Below are 16,749 nucleotides of genomic sequence, written 5' to 3' on the forward strand. Positions count from 1 at the left end.
CCAATATAACAATCGTTTTATGATGAAAGAGGAAAGGGGGGGATGAAATGAAAGCGATAACAGAAGAGAGAAGGTTCCGCACACGCAAACACAAAAATTCGCAAAAGTGGAAAGTCTTTAAGAATCAAAAATATCTGTACATGATGTCATTTCCGTTTGTGATTTGGGTGTTTGTATTTCAGTATTTGCCTCTGTGGGGATGGACGATGGCATTTCAAAACTACAGACCAGGCAAAGGTTTTTTCGATCAAAAATGGGTTGGATTCGATCATTTCCAAGCACTGTTTCAGGATGAGCATTTCTATTTGGTGCTAAGAAATACACTGGCAATGAGCCTTATGGGGCTTGTGGCTGGGTTCGTGTTTCCTGTATTGTTCGCAGTGGTTCTAAACGAGGTACGAGTTCAGTTTATGAAGCGTTTCGTACAGACTGTTTCTTACCTGCCTCACTTCGTGTCTTGGGTCGTGGCCGCCGGGATCGTCATCAAAATGCTGTCAACCGACGGAGGCGCGATAAACGACTTGCTCTTGGGGCTGAATTTGATTGACCAACCGATACAATTTATGGCCAAGGGTCAACTGTTCTGGGGAATAGTGACCGGAGCCGATGTTTGGAAGGAGACAGGGTGGAACGCCATTATCTATTTGGCTGCCATTTCGGGGATTGGTCCTGAACTGTATGAGGCAGCAAGGGTAGACGGCGCCAGTCGTATGAGACAAATATGGCATATTACACTCCCAGGCATCAGGCCAACAATCATCGTACTGTTTATTATGTCGATTGGCCACCTCGTAGGAATCGGATTTGAAAAGCAATTCTTGCTTGGTAATCACATGGTTAGCGATTATTCCGAAGTGTTGGATCTGTATGCGTTGAACTACGGTTTATCCATGGGGAGATATTCTTTTGGTACCGCTATTAGTATCTTTAACTCGGTCATCAGCGTGATTTTGCTGTTCGTCGTGAATGGACTTTTTAAAAAATTCGCTAACGAAAGCATTATGTAAGGAGGAGGAACACACATGGAAGCATCCGAGCCGACAACTTCTTCCGTCACACCCAAACGACCGAAGATAGGCGCAAAATCTCCCCAAGACTTGATATTTGACACCTTTGTTTATGTTTTCATAGGAGTCGTTACGATTGCGACGCTATATCCCTTTTTGAATGTGCTCGCCATTTCATTCAACGATTCCGTAGATACTGTTCGAGGCGGTATTTCTATTTTCCCTAGACAATTCACTCTTGAAAATTATAAGCTCATCTTTAGTTATGAGGGGTTGATCACGGGATTCAAAATATCGGTGCTTCGTACTCTAATAGGAACCCTGGCAGGTCTAGTAAGCGGTTCGATGGTTGCTTATACACTTGCTCGTAGAGAGTTTCAGGGAAGACGATTTGTTTCCGTATTTCTGGCGATCACAATGTATGTGTCGGGCGGTTTGATTCCTAGTTTTATCTTGATCAAGAATCTGGATCTGATCAATACGTTCGCAGTGTATATTTTGCCAGGACTCGTAAGCGCCTTCAATATATTCATCATCCGTTCGTTCATTGATGGAATTCCTTATGCTTTGCAAGAATCGGCCAAGCTTGATGGGGCAAACGATTTCACCATTTACTGGCGTGTCATACTACCGCTCACCAAGCCTGCTCTTGCAACCGTAGCCTTGTTCCTTGCTGTCGGGCAATGGAATTCCTGGTTTGATACGTACCTTTATAATGGTTCCAATGACTCCCTGACCACCTTGCAGTATGAGCTCATGAAAGTGCTTCAGAGTACCACCACAAACTCGAACAATATACGTGGGGAAAACATGTCTCAATTGATGTCGCAAGTGTCTCCTGACGCTGTCAAAATGGCGATTACCATCATCGCAACTGTGCCTATTCTCATTGTGTACCCATTCTTGCAAAAGTACTTTGTAAAAGGCATGACACTAGGTGCGGTCAAAAGCTGATGAGACTCTAACCGTAAATGACTTTGTATCCTTAAATTATCTGAAACATGGGGAGTGTTGTTTTTATGAGAAAGCGAACCCGAAAAACAGCAGTAACACTACTTTCAGCTGGTCTGTTGCTCAGTCAGCTCGCAGCCTGCAGTGGAAGTGGTGGTGGGGAATCAGCAAGTCAAGATGGCTCAAATCCTATCACACTTACTTATTTTTCAGAGGATGGAAGTCCTAACTGGAACAATATGAATGACCGTATAGGAAAAGTCATCACAGAGAAAACAGGTGTCGTTTTGGATGCTGAATTCGCAGTGGGGGACCCAGTGCAAAAGGTATCCATCATGGCTGCCACTGGTGAAGTTCCCGATCTCATAGCTGCTAAGGCTGATCTTGGCAAGCTAGTGGATGTCGGTGCAGTTCTCAATCTGACGGACCTGATTGAAGAACATGCGCCTAATATTAAAAAGATGCTTGGCGATAAGATTGTTCGTGCCAAATATAGTTTGGAGGATCAAGCCATCTATGCCATTCCGACTTGGTCTGCTATCGATGAACGTAAATTCAAAGCCGACGGTGGCTTCCAACTTCAACATCGGGTTGTAAAAGAAGCTGGTTATCCTGAAATTCGTACGGTAAAGGACTACGAGAAGGTCCTTACAGACTATATAGCTAAACACCCAACAGATGATAATGGTAACAAAAATATCGGACTAACCATTAATGCGGATGACTGGCATATGTATCAGGTGACGAACATGGGATTTTTTACGACAGGTGCACCGGATGATGGAGAGTACTATGTGGACCAAGAAACTTTTGATGTAACTTATCATTTCCGCCGTCCAGAGGAAAGAGAATATTTCCGCTGGCTGAACCATATGAACGACATAGGTTTATTGGATAAGGAAAGTTTTGTCCAAAAGACGGATCAATTCAAATCCAAGGTTTCATCTGGGCGTGTGCTTGGCCTGATCGACCCTGCATGGGACTATGGTGATGCTCAACAGGCATTGAAGGCTGCAGGGAAATTTGACCGGACTTACGGTCATTATCCAGTAACATTGTCTGAAGAGTATAAGGATACTAATTTCTGGTCCGCTGGGTTTGACGGAGGATATGGGATCGCGATTTCCAGTGAGTGCAAAGATCCTGTGGCTGCAATCAAATTTTTGGATTACCTGGCTTCGGAAGAAGGACAGATTCTGATGAACTGGGGGATCGAAGGACAAGATTACGTTGTAGAGAATGGAAAAAGAACTGTACCGAAGGATGTTCAAGAAAAGATGGACAACGAAGGTAGTGCTTACATGAAGGAATCGGGTCTCGGCCTGTATTGGAACCTATCGGTTCATTATGGTGATGGAATTAAGGACTCTACAGGGAATTATTATACGAAAACGAACAGTGACCTTTTAACGGCGACCTACAGTGCACCCGAAAAAGATGCTTTGGCCGCTTACAAAGTCGAGCATTGGAGAGATCTTTTCCCAAAAGAAGAAGAGTTTCCTGAAAGAAAAGCCGGCGCCGTTTACAATATTGCTTTGCCAAGCGATAGCCAGGCGACAATATTAATGGCCAAAATGAAGGATATCACATGGAAACGAATTCCCGAAGCTGTAATGGCCAAACCGGAAAATTTCGATAAAGTCTGGGATGAGTACATGGCGGAATTGGAAAAGGCTGGAGTGGAAGAGATGGAAGAGGCTTTTGGTCAATATGTGAAAGACCGTGTTAAACTGTGGAGCGGTCAATAGCATGTAATTGAGAATAGACAGAAAGGCAGGATACGATGAAATCGATACCTTGCAATCCTAATGCATCGGAAGAAGTACGTTCTGTGCTCAACTATTTCCACGAGATTCAAGGGACTGGCATCATTACGGGACAGCACACACAAACCATGGTGCAAGAAGAATTAAACTACATCTATCAAGTAACAGGGAAGTGGCCGGCACTATGCGGATTCGAGCTTCTTGGGTATTCTCCAAACATTAATTATGACGATAGTGGCGAAGAGTGTTTGCTGGAAATCGCTGAAAACCAGGATACGCTGCAAAAAGCCTGGGAGTGGACGGAGAACAACAGAGGCTTGCTTACGTTCACATGGCATTGGTTTTCACCGCTTGGCGGACGGGATAAAAGCTTCTATTCGGAGCATACAAATTTTAACGTAAGTAAAGCGATTACGGAAGGAACCATAGAATATGAAGCCCTGTTGTCCGATATGGACCATATGGCCAATATCCTCCGGGAATTTTGCGACAAACGTATTCCGATCTTGTGGAGACCATTTCATGAAGCGGAAGGCACTTGGTTCTGGTGGGGCAGTCAAGGCCCGGAAATCGCAAAACAATTGTACCGTATCATGTATGAGAGGTATACGCATTATCATAATCTAAATAATTTAATTTGGGTGTGGAACTCACCGTTGGTCGAAGGTTACGTTGGGGATGACGTGGTTGACATTATTTCCAGGGATATGTATCCCCCAGCTCACCAACATACGGATTTACGGAAGGAATATGATGAACTGGTTGGTGTTACACGAACTCCAAAACTTGCTGCTATCGGGGAGATTGGTCCAATTCCGAGTATTAGAAGCTTGTCCACCTCGCGCATCCCGTGGCTGTGGTTTATGACTTGGTCCCAGGACTTTGGTAGGACGGAGAAGTTTACGACAAAAGAGGAGCTGCGCAGTGCATATCACTGTAACTATGCTATAACATTGGACAAACTACCAAAGCTATATTAAATATTCAAAAACACCTCTTGGCAGCCGATCAGGCGTGAAACGAAGGAAAAGGACCGCATGTTTAAGTGTGTGTCGTGAGACTAACGAAAAATAAGGGCGGAGTATATCCGCCCTTATTTTATTTTTACGGCTTTAGCCAGTTGGCAAACAAGAGCTACAGCCTGGACACACAAAGTGGATGTGCAAATACCACATTGTATTCACCCCGAAGTATAGACAGAAAGAAATCTATAATCAAGTCAGAAAAGATTTAATCGAAATTTTCAAAACGTTTATGCAAGTACAAGGGAGTAGAAATTATAGAAGGTCATATGATGCCCGATCATGTCCACATGCTGGTAGCGATTCCAACGAAGATTGCAGTCTCAATAAAAGATATTCAGTTCAACGCAGGTCTCTGTCTTTGTTTGTAGAGTTGTTGCAATGCCAGAGAATAAAGTTGATAAGCATTATCATTCATGATATATTGTTCACTAGTAAACTAAATATAAGGGTTTATTTAGAAAAACCCTACTATTTAAATGATATTTTTGTTTACAAGTAAATAAGGAGCGATCAAAGAATGATCTCAAAAGATCGAACAAAACAGTTGCTTTATGACCAATTTATCCGTTTTTTACATGTGTATGAGAACCACAAGGATACAGAAATCGAGCATTTCCTAAGTATCGCCCAGCGAGAAAGTATCGAGAAAATCCCTCAGCATTTGACCGCGGTTCATATGATAGATTGCATAGGCAAGCATGAGCCTATTAACAACACGGGTATTGCCGAGGCGATGAATTTGTCCAAAGCAAGTATCACCAAAATTGGCAACAAACTGCTGGAGGAAGGATTCGTCAAACGGACGAAAATGAACGACAACAAAAAGGAAAGTTATTTCCGGTTGTCACCGCAGGGCAAAAAAATCTTTGAACTGCATGAACGTCTTCATATACATGAGGCTGAGCGCTTCTATCGTACTCTCGACAAATACTCGGAAACGGAGCTAAAAGTAATCCATCAATTTCTTCAAGACAGCAGTATGAATATTGAATCCAGATAGAACAAAGGAGAGTGAAGCATTTGAGTCTGGCGGAATTGATCAGGGAGCGCAGGAGTATTCGTAAATGTAACTCTACGCCGGTGGACCAGGAGTTAATTGTAGCATTACTGCGTAAGGCTATAAGGCTTCAACCGTCTGTTGAGTCTGGCTCGTGGCGTGTAGTATATGCCGGAACTCCAGAAGCACGCAAACGGTTGGTAGACTGCATGCTGGAACAGATGTCACAAAGCAAGCTCGGCAAGTTGATTCCAGGGAAACTTCTGGATGTTTTTAAAAAGAGATTTACCGATATTCCTGCGCACGTCATTGTTATGTCGACTGTAGGACCGGATCGTCTGACCAATGACCGCAATTATGCGGCTGCCTGCTGGGTGATGCAGAGCTTCCAACTGTTGGGCTGGGAACGAGGGTTAGGAATGTTATGGGATACAGAGTCCATGATTCAGCATGAAGCGTTCTTCAATGGAATTGGCTTACGTGAGGATGAACGATTTGTTGGTATTCTTCATATAGGATATTACGACAAAGCGCCAAGAAGTCGGAAAAGAACACCAGCCGAGCAGAAATGGACCGTATTGCGAGGACAGTCTACATAGAAGAGGAGGGTATAAAATGAAATTGTCAGATCTGGAAGGAGTCATGGGCGGTCCGAGTGAGTTTTTGGAACAACCGGTATCGCACGACCTCATCCTTGAATTGCTTAATCATGCCGTATGGGCGCCAAATGATGGACTCCGAGAGCCGTGGCGATTTATCTTTGCCGATAACCGGTATGGGGACATCATGCAGGGATTACAGGAGCCTGCCCCTGCATATCTTCTGGTCTTGGTGAAGGAAGAGGCGGATCAATATAAGCGGGAAGAGGACTTTGCAGCTGTCTGCTGCCTAATTCAGAATTTCCGCTTGCTGGCTCATGAGCAAAGTCTGGGTGTGCGCTGTACCTTGCATGACTGGATGTACGACCCAAGCCGTACTGAAATGTTTGGTGTACTGAATAACGAGCGCATTGCTGCGGTTCTGGAATTGGGATACGGTGCAAATCAGTGGAAAGGGAATACAGAGTTGCCTGAGACTCAACTTCATTTTGAACTGCTGTAGGGTGGCGATCAATTTTTATTGCACCAAAACATCATAACTGATTGAGCTTGCTTTCAGGCTCCTCACCATTTTCTACACGTTTTATATTCTTTATAAAGAAATCATATCTTGTTTTATGAAATTTCCGACCATCAGGCATTCCCGCTGTATGTGGAGTAAGTATCACATTACCCTGATTCCGGAGCTCACTGTCAATAGGAAGCGGTTCAGATTCAAACACATCCAGGCATGCGCCTGAAATATCCCCGTTTTTTAATGCATCAATCAAATCTCTTTCGTTGACAATGCCGCCGCGGGCTGTATTGATAAAAAGAGCAGTATTTTTCATTTTTTTGAATGCCGCTTTGTTAATTAGCTGTTTGGTTTGTTCATTCAAGGGTACATGTACACTAACTATGTCCGATGTGCTTACAAGAGTATCAAAATCCGTCTTTTTCACAAAATCGTCCGATTGTACAGTGGCATTTCTCGCATACGCCAGTACATTCATATCAAAAACCCTGCAAAACGCAGCTACTTTTTTTCCAATTGCACCCAAACCGATAATTCCAATCGTTTTTCCCTTCAATTCACTCCCTGTATAGTCCAATTGATTTTCATCCATCTTATTTTTCATGAAAGTATCAAGAGACGGTATGTTTTTATAATAAGACAATAACAGTGCCATGACGTGCTCGGCCACTGCCTGTGCATTCACTCCTGCAGCATTGGCCACCCAAATGCCGAGCTGTGTACAGGCAGGGACATCCACATTATCAAATCCTGCACCCGTCTGTACCAATTTCAATTTTTTTGCGTTAGAAAGCAGGCTATGGTCCACTTTAATATGTTCAGGAATGATTACCTGGCAATCTTCAATATGATGCAGCATTTCTTTTCCGGGCGGAACAATTACAACGTTCCAGTCTTGCGGAAAACTCCCTGCAATATTGGATTTTGAGGTCTCGCTAAAATTGCCAACGATGAGAATTTTCATTGCTAAACCACCTTTCATAAGCTACCATTCTTCAAATAAAACCGTTGATGCTCGTCATTTTATCCTTTTAATACAATTTTATCAAGAAGATTTCATTACGTTCTATTGAACCGGAATGGAAAAGAATCTTGATAAACAATATACTAGCTATATAGTTTTTTTGTTGAGGAGAATATCAAATGGATGAAATCGATGAGTCAAAACAAATTGTATTACAAATCGGCGGTGCATTAAAAAAGTATAGAAAAGAAAAAAACATGACCTTAGACGACTTATCAGAATTAACGGGTGTAAGCAAACTTACTCTGGGGAATATCGAACGTGGTGAGACAAATCCAACTTTGGCTATCATATGGAAAATTTCAAAAGGAATATCTTTACCGCTATTGGCTTTGTTCACATCAGAGAAACCCGTTAGTTTGTATCGAGCAGGGGAGGGACTGCGGTTTTCTAATGATGAAAAAAATTGGGTCATTGAACCCGTCTTTAAAAGCAACGATATTGAAATGTGTCGGGCATACTTACAGCCTAATAGCTCGTATTACCCTGAAGGTCATCATGTGAATACAACTGAAATTGCGACAGTAATGACGGGTTCCATCGAGTTACAAGTTAATGGAGAGATGTACACATTGAATCAATATGATACGATCAGTTTTCGTGCAGATTATCCCCACGCTTATACCAATCATACGAATAACGAAACAGTGCTCCATATATCCTTAAAATATGGTTTCTAGTCGTCGAAAATCCACTTATTAAATGCAACTCCGAATTCCATGACGGGAATTCAGAGTTGTATTTTTTTATTCAATTTTAGTATGTTATAAAATAATTATTGTTTATAAAAGTATCTTATACTATACTTTCATTATTCGCGCGGATGTTATAACAAAGTTTTTCAGCCAACAAGAAGCAAATATAAGACGTAGGAATTCAGGAAGGAGAAATGAAGAATGCCGAATAAACAAAATAAAAAATTCGTGCCATCCTCTGTAGCGCTGATCATTCTCGGCATTATTGTTATTGCAGCTAATTTACGTACTCCCTTAACCTCAGTTGGTCCTTTAGTAGGTTTTATAAGGGATGACGTTCATATTTCAAATACATTAGCAGGCCTGATCACAACGGTACCCTTGCTTGCCTTTGCTGTGTTATCACCTCTTGTACCAAAATTAGGACGGAGGTATGGGGTTGAGCGTATCATTTTGATTGCCCTAATCTTTCTGACTGTTGGTATTGTAATACGATCTTTATCTGGCGCAGTTAATCTGTTTATTGGAACAGCAGTTCTTGGATTCGCCATTGCCATATGTAATGTATTATTGCCAAGTATAATCAAAAGGGATTTTCCAAATAAAATTGGTTCCATGACAGGGGTTTACTCCATTTCAATGAATTTATGTGGAGCAATCGCATCGGGAATCAGTGTACCGCTAGCCATGAACGCAGGGCTAAAATGGCAGGGAGCATTGGGAATATGGGGGATTCTAAGCTTTGTATCAATCCTCTGTTGGTTACCCCAATTAAGAAATCAAACAAAACAAACCGCCAAGACGAGTCAACAAATGGCAAGCAACGATGTGAATGTTTGGCGATCCCCGCTTGCTTGGCAAGTAACCTTGTTCATGGGTATACAGTCTATGGTTTTCTATGTATTGATCGCATGGTTGCCTGAAATTTTAAAGCAGCAAGGAATTGACTCCAACCAATCTGGATGGTACCTCTCGATCATGCAGTTAGCGATGCTTCCATTTACCTTTATTGTCCCTGTTATTGCCGGGCGTATGTCTAACCAACGTTTGTTAGTGGTTATCACAACCATTTTGCTTTTGACGGGGACGCTCGGACTTCTTTACGGAAGTTCTAATGTCATTCTGTTGTGGATCGTCATACTCGGAATTGGTGGAGGTTTCGCCTTTAGTTTGGCCATGATGTTTTTCGGGTTACGCACTGATAATGCGCATCAAGCAGCGGAACTATCTGGCATGGCCCAATCGATCGGATATCTTCTTGCCGCAATCGGTCCAGCCCTTATAGGATATCTGCACGATGCAACAAATAGTTGGAACCTGCCACTTTTCATTCTTCTTGGGGCTTCCGTGTTACTATTTATAGTTGGTATAGGAGCAGCAAGTAATCGTGTTGTAGGTAGTCGAAATGGTTACGAATTGCCACGGAAAGGATGATAACTATGTTTGACAAAATTATGGTGGCCATTGATAAATCTGAAATAACGAACAAACTCCTTGATGCAACCGTTGAAATAACCCAAAATAAACAAACTCAAGTTACCTTGGTTAATGTCAGCCAGGATTATGTGTCAAATGGCATGACATATGTACCAGAGAATTTTTTGGAAGACATACTGAACGAAATGGAGAAAGCCAGTTTGGAACAGTTGCATCAAGCCAAATCTAAATTAAAGTCTGCGGGGATTAACCCGGAAACTGTTCATCTTAAGGGAGATCCTGGGCATGAAATATTGAATTATGCAAAGGATACCGAGCAGCAACTTATTATTATCGGAAGCCGTGGGCTTAGGGGCGTTAAGGAAATGATGCTTGGAAGTGTCAGCCACAAGGTTTCACAGCTATCAAGTTGTCCAGTCCTCATTGTACATTAACTCCTTCGGGAACTGGGGAACGTTCATAGTATGAATAAGTGTTAGAAATCATTCCGCCTGGGGTTCAAACAGAATTCATGACAGATCCCAAAAACTCAATACATGAAACAAACAAAAACCCGCAACGACGCGGGCTTTTGTTTGTTTTTAACATCAAGTATACATTACCTGCCGGGAATTTCATTCAGCGAGTGTTCTTGTTCCTCCAGCAGTCGTTTCAGTTTTTGGCGCTGCCGTTTTTCTTTCTGACGGCGCTCTCTGTCCTCAGCTTGCAGAGCCTTGAGCAGGGAGAAACACATACCAATAAGAACAACAGCGAACGGCAGTGCGGCCACAATGGAGGCCGTCTGTAGACCGTTCAACCCCCCGCTGATCAGTAGGACTACCGCGATGGCGGACTGCATGATTCCCCAGGTTAATTTCACTCTCGTACTCGGGTCCAGCTTGCCATCTGAAGACAGCATACCCAGCACAAAGGTAGCCGAATCAGCCGACGTAATAAAGAAGGTCATGATCAGGAGTGTAGCGATAAATGCTATGATCGTACCCAAAGGTAGCTGCTCCAGTGTAAGGAATAAAGCGGTTGTTGTATCTTGTTTGACGGCCTCCGCCAAATGGGCGGCATTAAACAATTCGAGGTGAAGTCCTGTTCCACCGAAAACGGAGAACCAGATAAATCCGAACAGGCTTGGAAAAACCATGACGTAAATTACAAACTCCTTTATGGTTCTTCCTCGGGATACCCTTGCGATAAACGTGCCAACAAAGGGAGCCCATGCGATCCACCATGCCCAGTAAAATAACGTCCATGCTCCAATCCAGGTTTCTCTTGAGAACGGTGTCAGTCTCAAACTCATGTTAATAATATTCTGCATGTAACTGCCCAATGTTGTCGTGAATGTGTCAAATATAAAAGAAGTCGGTCCAGTCACCAATACAAACACCATCAATAGCACAGCTATAACCAGATTGGTGTTGCTCAGAATCTTAATACCTTTATCCAGACCGGAGGTTGCCGAGATCAAAAACAGTACGGTAACAATTGAGATAATGACAATCTGGGACAGCGTCGAGTTTGGAATACCGAATAAGTAATTCAGACCCCCACCGATCTGAAGCGCACCCAATCCAAGAGAGGTTGCAACACCGAAGATCGTTGCAATGACTGCAAGAATATCAATGATCTTACCAAGCCAGCCTGCAGCAAGACGTTCACCGATCAGCGGAATAAAGGTGGAACTGATCAGTCCTTTGTAGCCTTTCCGGAACTGGAAGTAAGCGAGCGCCAAGCCGATGACGGTATAGATAGCCCAAGGATGAAGCCCCCAGTGGAAAAAGGAATAACGCATTGAAAGTCTTGCTGCTTGCGTTGTTTCGGGTACCGCGCCCTCCGGTGCAGATAAATAGTGGGACAGCGGTTCAGCAACTCCCCAGAAAACCAGCCCAATGCCCATACCAGCGCTAAACAGCATGGACAGCCAGGAAACCGTAGAATATTCCGGCTCATCATCGTCATCCCCCAGCCTAATACCGCCAAATCGGCTGAACGCAAGATAGAAAGCAAAGATCAGGAAGAACAGTGTCGCTAGCAAATAAAACCAGCCAAAATTCTGAATAGAGAAGTTGTAGGCAACATTAGCCACATCCGCCAGCTGAGCAGGAGCGACGGCTCCCCATATTGCAAACAGTACAACGATGATAATTGTGATTGTAAATACCATGATGAGACCCTCCGTTATGTAAGCTTAGCCAACTGTTCCTTAGTATGTGCTAGTCCGACTTGTAATATTTCGGAAAGCTAGCTGTTGATAAATTAAAACAAACCGCCGTGTAATGAAACACCCGTCGGTTTATTCGTTCCCTTTTTAGATGGGGCATTGTGATAAGCCGCTGATGCGCTATCCATTTTATCGTCAGCATGCAAAGCAACATTTCTGTTAAGATTTAGAAGTATATTAAGCATACATCTAAAGTTAGGTTCTTGTTTAGCTATGCTCATTTTAGAGTAAAATGAGAGGGGGATTCCAACGAGAATTCAACTCCAAAATAAGGTTATTATAATGAAAAAGATTCTGTAGATATGATAGGGTGATAGGGATGACATTGGAGAATGCTACGTTTATCGACTGTACTTTTTATAAATGTAGATTCAATGACCGGGTTTTACAAGCGGCGAATATCGTCAATTGCTCCTTTACCGGCAAGCTAGTGGATATTACGTTTGAGGGAAATGGCCACCAAAAGTTAATTGCCAATTTTGAAAACTGCATCCTTGACGATGTTCGTTTTGTGAACTGTGACCTGACGCAATGTATTCCGCCAAAATCCAAAAACCATGTGTATGTTGAACAGGTATCCGCACGTGTGAAAAATGCTCTGACGAAGATAGATGATGACCCTAATCTATCTGACGATGATCGGAAAGTACTTGTACGCAGTCTCCGCAAGCTTGAGCCTATGGAACAATATATTTTTAACACAGCGCATATGAAGAAACTATATGGTGATGTTTTTGTTGAACGATTTTTCAGTAGTCTGGATTGTAACATTGCGTAAATTTAAAAATGGATTGAAGTGAAAGGAAGGGGGCCGCTTTTGGTGACAAAAGTTGCCCTCTTTAATTTCCTCTTGATTAATCTTATTTCCCGCTGGCCCTATCCAAATCAGTTGCCAGATAAATGGAATTCCAGTAATTCAAAATCGATGAAATATCATCAATGGAGGTACGCATTGCAATGTAACCGTCGGGACGAATCAATATGAGTTCTTTATTTGTTACATCGTAAATTCGATAGGCATTACCTGCTGTGTCTATTATACCTTCCGCCGCCCCCTCCACGTGGGATGGCAGGATATAATGCATATGGAGTTCATTGTTGGTGAAGTTCTTCAGCGAAGGATCGATGCTGCTTGCAAAAGCCAAAAGCGTCCAGTGTGGGCCTCGCAATAGGTCAAAGAGACTTCCTGCAAATCCGGTGCCTTGCAGGCCCGTAGCATTAGGAGCACGATCCCCAGGAAATGAACGGGTAGCATTTGTTCGAGCAGAACGACGGATAAGCGAACTTGAGCGATAGGAAATGAGTAGCCCGCTCGTCAGATCGTCGGATATGGTGCTCAAAGTTTGGGACAACCCTCCGCCTTCAGTCGCCGTTCCTATGACCACTCCCATCTTCTTCGTGCTGTCCTCAAGAACAGATTGAGCCACTGGGCGGCGCTCCTCATCGTACGTGTCGAGTAAGGCGGTGTCCGCTCCCCGCATCACAGCCGCCAGCTTCCAGCCGAGATTGTACGCGTCCTGCATCCCCGTATTCATGCCTTGACCACCGGCCGGCGAATGAACATGAGCAGCATCGCCGGCAAGGAAGACCCGGCCGTTGCGGTAACATTCGACCATACGAACGTTGACCCGATAGATGGACAGCCAAGAAGCATCTGTGAGCCGAACACGGTCGGCCCCGGCGCGACGGTCAAACATGGCTTGATACGCCTCTAGCGACGGCTGCTCTGGTTCTTCGATGTCTTCCGGAATTGTAGCCTGCAGTTGCCAAATATCGGATTTTGGCAGCGGCGTCACCCCGACCATCCCCTCCGAAGAAGTCCAGATATGGATATGGTCACGATCTAACCCTTCCAATCGTACATCGCCAAGATACCATCGCTCATGATCGTGTGTTTCCCCAACCAACGGTAAGTGAATAAATTTGCGGATATTGCTTTTGCCTCCGTCAGCGCCGACTACATAACGAGCGCGAATTTGCTCTTCTCCTTGTGGTGTATTCACGGTTATCGTTACACCATCCTCATCCTGAACAAGACTTATGGCTTCCATGCCCAACTCAACTTGACCGTCAAGCACTGCATATCGGTCGCGCAATGCTTTTTCCACATCATATTGAGCAATCCAAACCGGATCACGATAGGGTGTTTCAAGTTCGGGGCTGGCTGCAACGGTAATAGCCGGCTTGTCCACACTCCTGCCATCTGCGGTATAATAACGAACAGGCAAATCCACAACACCTGTGTCAATAATGTAGTGGACGGCCTCCAAATCATCGACGACTTCAAGCGAGCGAGGCTGTATTCCTTTGGCGCGAGAAGCAACGTTAAATAAGGAGCTTCGTTCAATAATACGATGGTTGATGTTTCGACGGGCGAGATCACAGGCAAGTGTAAGCCCTGTAGGTCCTGCCCCGACAATAAGAACATCAACAAAAGACGGCTTGCTATTCATGAATAGAATCCTCCTTGTTCATTGATTTGATATGCTACATTTGCTATACTACACCGTGCAGTGTAATTTGTAAACAGAACGGAACTCTAATTAATTTCTGATGGTATACCTATAAGGGGGCACGTAAGAATGGATCATACGGAAAACAAGAAAATCCGCAAAGGCTCTTCAGACAAAAGAGCTAAAATTATGGCGGCAGCACGAGACCTGTTTCTTTCCGATGGGTTTGATCGATCCAGCGTTGATGCGGTCGCAGCTAAAGCGGGAGTTTCCAAACGGACAGTTTATGATTATTATGGCGACAAACAGAATCTACTGCTTGCCGTTGTTGAAGAATCCAGTTTGGCGGTTCTTGACATGATTGAGCAAGGGATTTCAGATCACCTCTTGGAATTCGAGGATCTGAAGCAGGCGCTCATCTTATTTTGCGAACAAATCGTAGCTTCTGCGAACGGTTCGTCCGATTACATGGCTTTGATCCGTCTGGTTATGGTGGAAGCCGCCAACCTGCCAGACTCGTTTTTTGATAGGCTGGATAACGCAACTGAAGAGGGGATTATCAGGAGGTTTACAGAGTTTGGACAAACCGGATTGCTCCATGTGCCCGATCCTGAAATGGCTACAAAGCACTTCGCTGCATTAACGTTTTTATTGGTATTTAATCAACCTAGAAAAACAGAGGCATTCGAAGAGGAACAAACCAAACGTATCATCACTGAAGGCGTACGCGTCTTTCTTAGTGCTTATGGACCTCGTACCGTTTAAAACGAAAATCAACCATCATACTGATTGCGATTTTGTTCAAAAAATAAAAAAGGACCGTAAATGTTCATCTTCCATCGATGAATGCTTTCGGTCCTTTTGTGTTTATCCTTAATGAACGACGGTATAGTTCCCGTCTCTCTTGGTTAACGTCTTCGGAAGGCTCCGCCGCGTGCCAGAGCGAAGAAGATGAGCAGAGCAATAATCGAGCCAACGATGGCGGGAATAATATGAAATCCGCCAATCACCGGCCCCCTTGGTCCCAGCAATTCCGTTCCTAACCAGGAACCGATAAAACCCGCAATAATGTTTCCAAGTACACCGCCCGGTACGTCCCGCCCAATCAAGTTGCCGCTTAACCAGCCAATAAGTCCACCAACAATGAGTACCCAGAGCAGATCCATGGATTGTTCTTCTTTCTTCGGGGTTATTACAGGTTATGTAGGGTTCGTTTGAATATACCTCATCTTCCTGCGGGTGGAGGAATCTAAATCGCCTGTGCTAAGATGGGTTAATAGTTGATTAAAGCTGGTGAAAACAGGGCTAGATAGGGGTGTACAGTTGAAGAAAATCCTAGTCATTGATGATGAAATCGCAATTCGAGATTTAATTGAGCTGGTGCTAAGGCGAGAAAACTACGATGTGCAGACCGCAGAGGACGGCAAAACGGGCTTGCAGCTGCTCGACTCTTTTCAACCCGATATAGTGGTACTTGATCTGATGCTGCCAGACTGCTCCGGATATGACTTGTGTAAGGAAATTACCGGGAAACGTGCCGTTCCTGTGATCATGCTCTCTGCCAAAAACGAGGTGATTGACAAGGTATTGGGACTCGAGCTAGGGGCGGAAGATTACATGACCAAACCCTTTGACAACCGTGAATTGCTCGCTCGGATCAAGGTCATTCTGAGAAGAAACGAGAGCAAGGAAGAATCAAGTGAAGGAACAGAGGTGAAATCTACACGCATCATTCATGAAGAGCTGACATTTGATCTGGAAAGCCGCAGGGTGCTGAAAAACGGTGTACCCGTGTCTTTAACGGCTAAAGAGTTTAAAATTCTGGAAACGTTACTCAAAAGGCCAGACAAAATCTTTACCCGGGATGAGCTGTTGCAGATCGGATGGGGATATGATTTTATGGGAGACAGTCGCAGTGTGGATATGACCATCATGCGGTTACGGAAGAAGCTGGAGGATAACGCGGACGAACCGAAGTATGTCAGGACGATCTATGGATTTGGCTATCAACTTGGAGGTGGCGAGGCCTGAAGTATGCAACCCGGTTACTGCTGAATTATTTATTTTTC

At 43.9% G+C, this 16,749-nt stretch carries 17 protein-coding genes and 1 pseudogene; 14 read left to right on the top strand and 4 right to left on the bottom strand.

The window, feature by feature from the left end; genetic code table 11:
* Positions 1-47: 47 nt before the first annotated feature.
* The 8 genes and pseudogenes from NST33_RS15955 to NST33_RS15990 all read left to right on the top strand — a co-directional run bounded on the left by NST33_RS15955 (position 48) and on the right by NST33_RS15990 (position 6,847).
* Positions 48-1,007, top strand: a complete 960-nt coding sequence (locus NST33_RS15955) for a sugar ABC transporter permease (protein WP_221821403.1) — start codon at positions 48-50, stop codon at positions 1,005-1,007.
* Positions 1,008-1,022: 15 nt separating this feature from the next.
* Positions 1,023-1,961 (top strand): carbohydrate ABC transporter permease, encoded by a 939-nt coding sequence (locus tag NST33_RS15960; RefSeq protein WP_076210480.1) that lies wholly within the window; start codon positions 1,023-1,025, stop codon positions 1,959-1,961.
* Between the two features lie 65 nt (positions 1,962-2,026).
* Complete coding sequence (locus NST33_RS15965) at positions 2,027-3,706, top strand: ABC transporter substrate-binding protein (protein WP_221821404.1); 1,680 nt, start codon at positions 2,027-2,029, stop codon at positions 3,704-3,706.
* Positions 3,707-3,741: 35 nt separating this feature from the next.
* Complete coding sequence (locus NST33_RS15970) at positions 3,742-4,704, top strand: glycosyl hydrolase (RefSeq protein ID WP_221821405.1); 963 nt, start codon at positions 3,742-3,744, stop codon at positions 4,702-4,704.
* Between the two features lie 178 nt (positions 4,705-4,882).
* Positions 4,883-5,072 (top strand): annotated as a pseudogene (gene tnpA / locus NST33_RS15975) (IS200/IS605 family transposase); the annotation flags it as partial.
* 194 nt (positions 5,073-5,266) lie between these two features.
* On the top strand, positions 5,267-5,749 hold the full coding sequence (locus tag NST33_RS15980) for a MarR family transcriptional regulator (protein ID WP_221821406.1): 483 nt from the start codon (positions 5,267-5,269) through the stop codon (positions 5,747-5,749).
* An 11-nt stretch (positions 5,750-5,760) separates the two neighbouring features.
* Positions 5,761-6,345: a nitroreductase gene (locus NST33_RS15985; protein WP_313771457.1), complete on the top strand. Its 585-nt coding sequence runs from the start codon at positions 5,761-5,763 to the stop codon at positions 6,343-6,345.
* A 16-nt stretch (positions 6,346-6,361) separates the two neighbouring features.
* On the top strand, positions 6,362-6,847 hold the full coding sequence (locus NST33_RS15990; protein ID WP_221821408.1) for a nitroreductase family protein: 486 nt from the start codon (positions 6,362-6,364) through the stop codon (positions 6,845-6,847).
* A gap of 31 nt (positions 6,848-6,878) precedes the next feature.
* On the opposite strand, the gene NST33_RS15995 is transcribed toward NST33_RS15990, so the two are convergent.
* Complete coding sequence (locus NST33_RS15995) at positions 6,879-7,823, bottom strand: NAD(P)-dependent oxidoreductase (protein ID WP_221821759.1); 945 nt, start codon at positions 7,821-7,823, stop codon at positions 6,879-6,881.
* A 179-nt stretch (positions 7,824-8,002) separates the two neighbouring features.
* Here NST33_RS15995 and NST33_RS16000 point away from each other — a divergent pair, with 179 nt between their 5' ends.
* The 3 genes from NST33_RS16000 to NST33_RS16010 all read left to right on the top strand — a co-directional run bounded on the left by NST33_RS16000 (position 8,003) and on the right by NST33_RS16010 (position 10,449).
* Positions 8,003-8,563: an XRE family transcriptional regulator gene (locus NST33_RS16000; protein ID WP_221821410.1), complete on the top strand. Its 561-nt coding sequence runs from the start codon at positions 8,003-8,005 to the stop codon at positions 8,561-8,563.
* Between the two features lie 216 nt (positions 8,564-8,779).
* The gene (locus NST33_RS16005; protein WP_221821411.1) at positions 8,780-10,012 is read left to right on the top strand and encodes an MFS transporter; all 1,233 of its coding nucleotides are present in this window, start codon (positions 8,780-8,782) and stop codon (positions 10,010-10,012) included.
* Positions 10,013-10,017: 5 nt separating this feature from the next.
* On the top strand, positions 10,018-10,449 hold the full coding sequence (locus NST33_RS16010; RefSeq protein WP_221821412.1) for a universal stress protein: 432 nt from the start codon (positions 10,018-10,020) through the stop codon (positions 10,447-10,449).
* 164 nt (positions 10,450-10,613) lie between these two features.
* Here the strand turns inward: NST33_RS16010 and NST33_RS16015 are convergent, their stop codons facing one another.
* A complete protein-coding gene (locus NST33_RS16015) occupies positions 10,614-12,170 on the bottom strand; it encodes a BCCT family transporter (RefSeq protein ID WP_221821413.1) in 1,557 nt (518 codons plus the stop codon).
* Positions 12,171-12,546: 376 nt separating this feature from the next.
* Between NST33_RS16015 and NST33_RS16020 the strand changes: the two genes are divergently transcribed.
* Positions 12,547-13,005: a pentapeptide repeat-containing protein gene (locus NST33_RS16020; protein ID WP_221821414.1), complete on the top strand. Its 459-nt coding sequence runs from the start codon at positions 12,547-12,549 to the stop codon at positions 13,003-13,005.
* An 82-nt stretch (positions 13,006-13,087) separates the two neighbouring features.
* Here NST33_RS16020 and NST33_RS16025 read toward each other — a convergent pair whose 3' ends face one another.
* The gene (locus NST33_RS16025; protein WP_221821415.1) at positions 13,088-14,680 is read right to left on the bottom strand and encodes an FAD-dependent monooxygenase; all 1,593 of its coding nucleotides are present in this window, start codon (positions 14,678-14,680) and stop codon (positions 13,088-13,090) included.
* A 129-nt stretch (positions 14,681-14,809) separates the two neighbouring features.
* Between NST33_RS16025 and NST33_RS16030 the strand changes: the two genes are divergently transcribed.
* On the top strand, positions 14,810-15,445 hold the full coding sequence (locus tag NST33_RS16030) for a TetR/AcrR family transcriptional regulator (protein ID WP_221821416.1): 636 nt from the start codon (positions 14,810-14,812) through the stop codon (positions 15,443-15,445).
* 143 nt (positions 15,446-15,588) lie between these two features.
* Here the strand turns inward: NST33_RS16030 and NST33_RS16035 are convergent, their stop codons facing one another.
* Positions 15,589-15,846, bottom strand: a complete 258-nt coding sequence (locus tag NST33_RS16035; protein ID WP_024630063.1) for a GlsB/YeaQ/YmgE family stress response membrane protein — start codon at positions 15,844-15,846, stop codon at positions 15,589-15,591.
* Between the two features lie 157 nt (positions 15,847-16,003).
* On the opposite strand from NST33_RS16035, the gene NST33_RS16040 reads away from it, so the two are divergent.
* Positions 16,004-16,711 (top strand): response regulator transcription factor, encoded by a 708-nt coding sequence (locus NST33_RS16040; protein WP_127549319.1) that lies wholly within the window; start codon positions 16,004-16,006, stop codon positions 16,709-16,711.
* Positions 16,712-16,749 lie beyond the last annotated feature (38 nt).

The sequence above is a fragment of the Paenibacillus sp. FSL L8-0435 genome (assembly GCF_037965655.1).
GTDB lineage: Bacteria > Bacillota > Bacilli > Paenibacillales > Paenibacillaceae > Paenibacillus.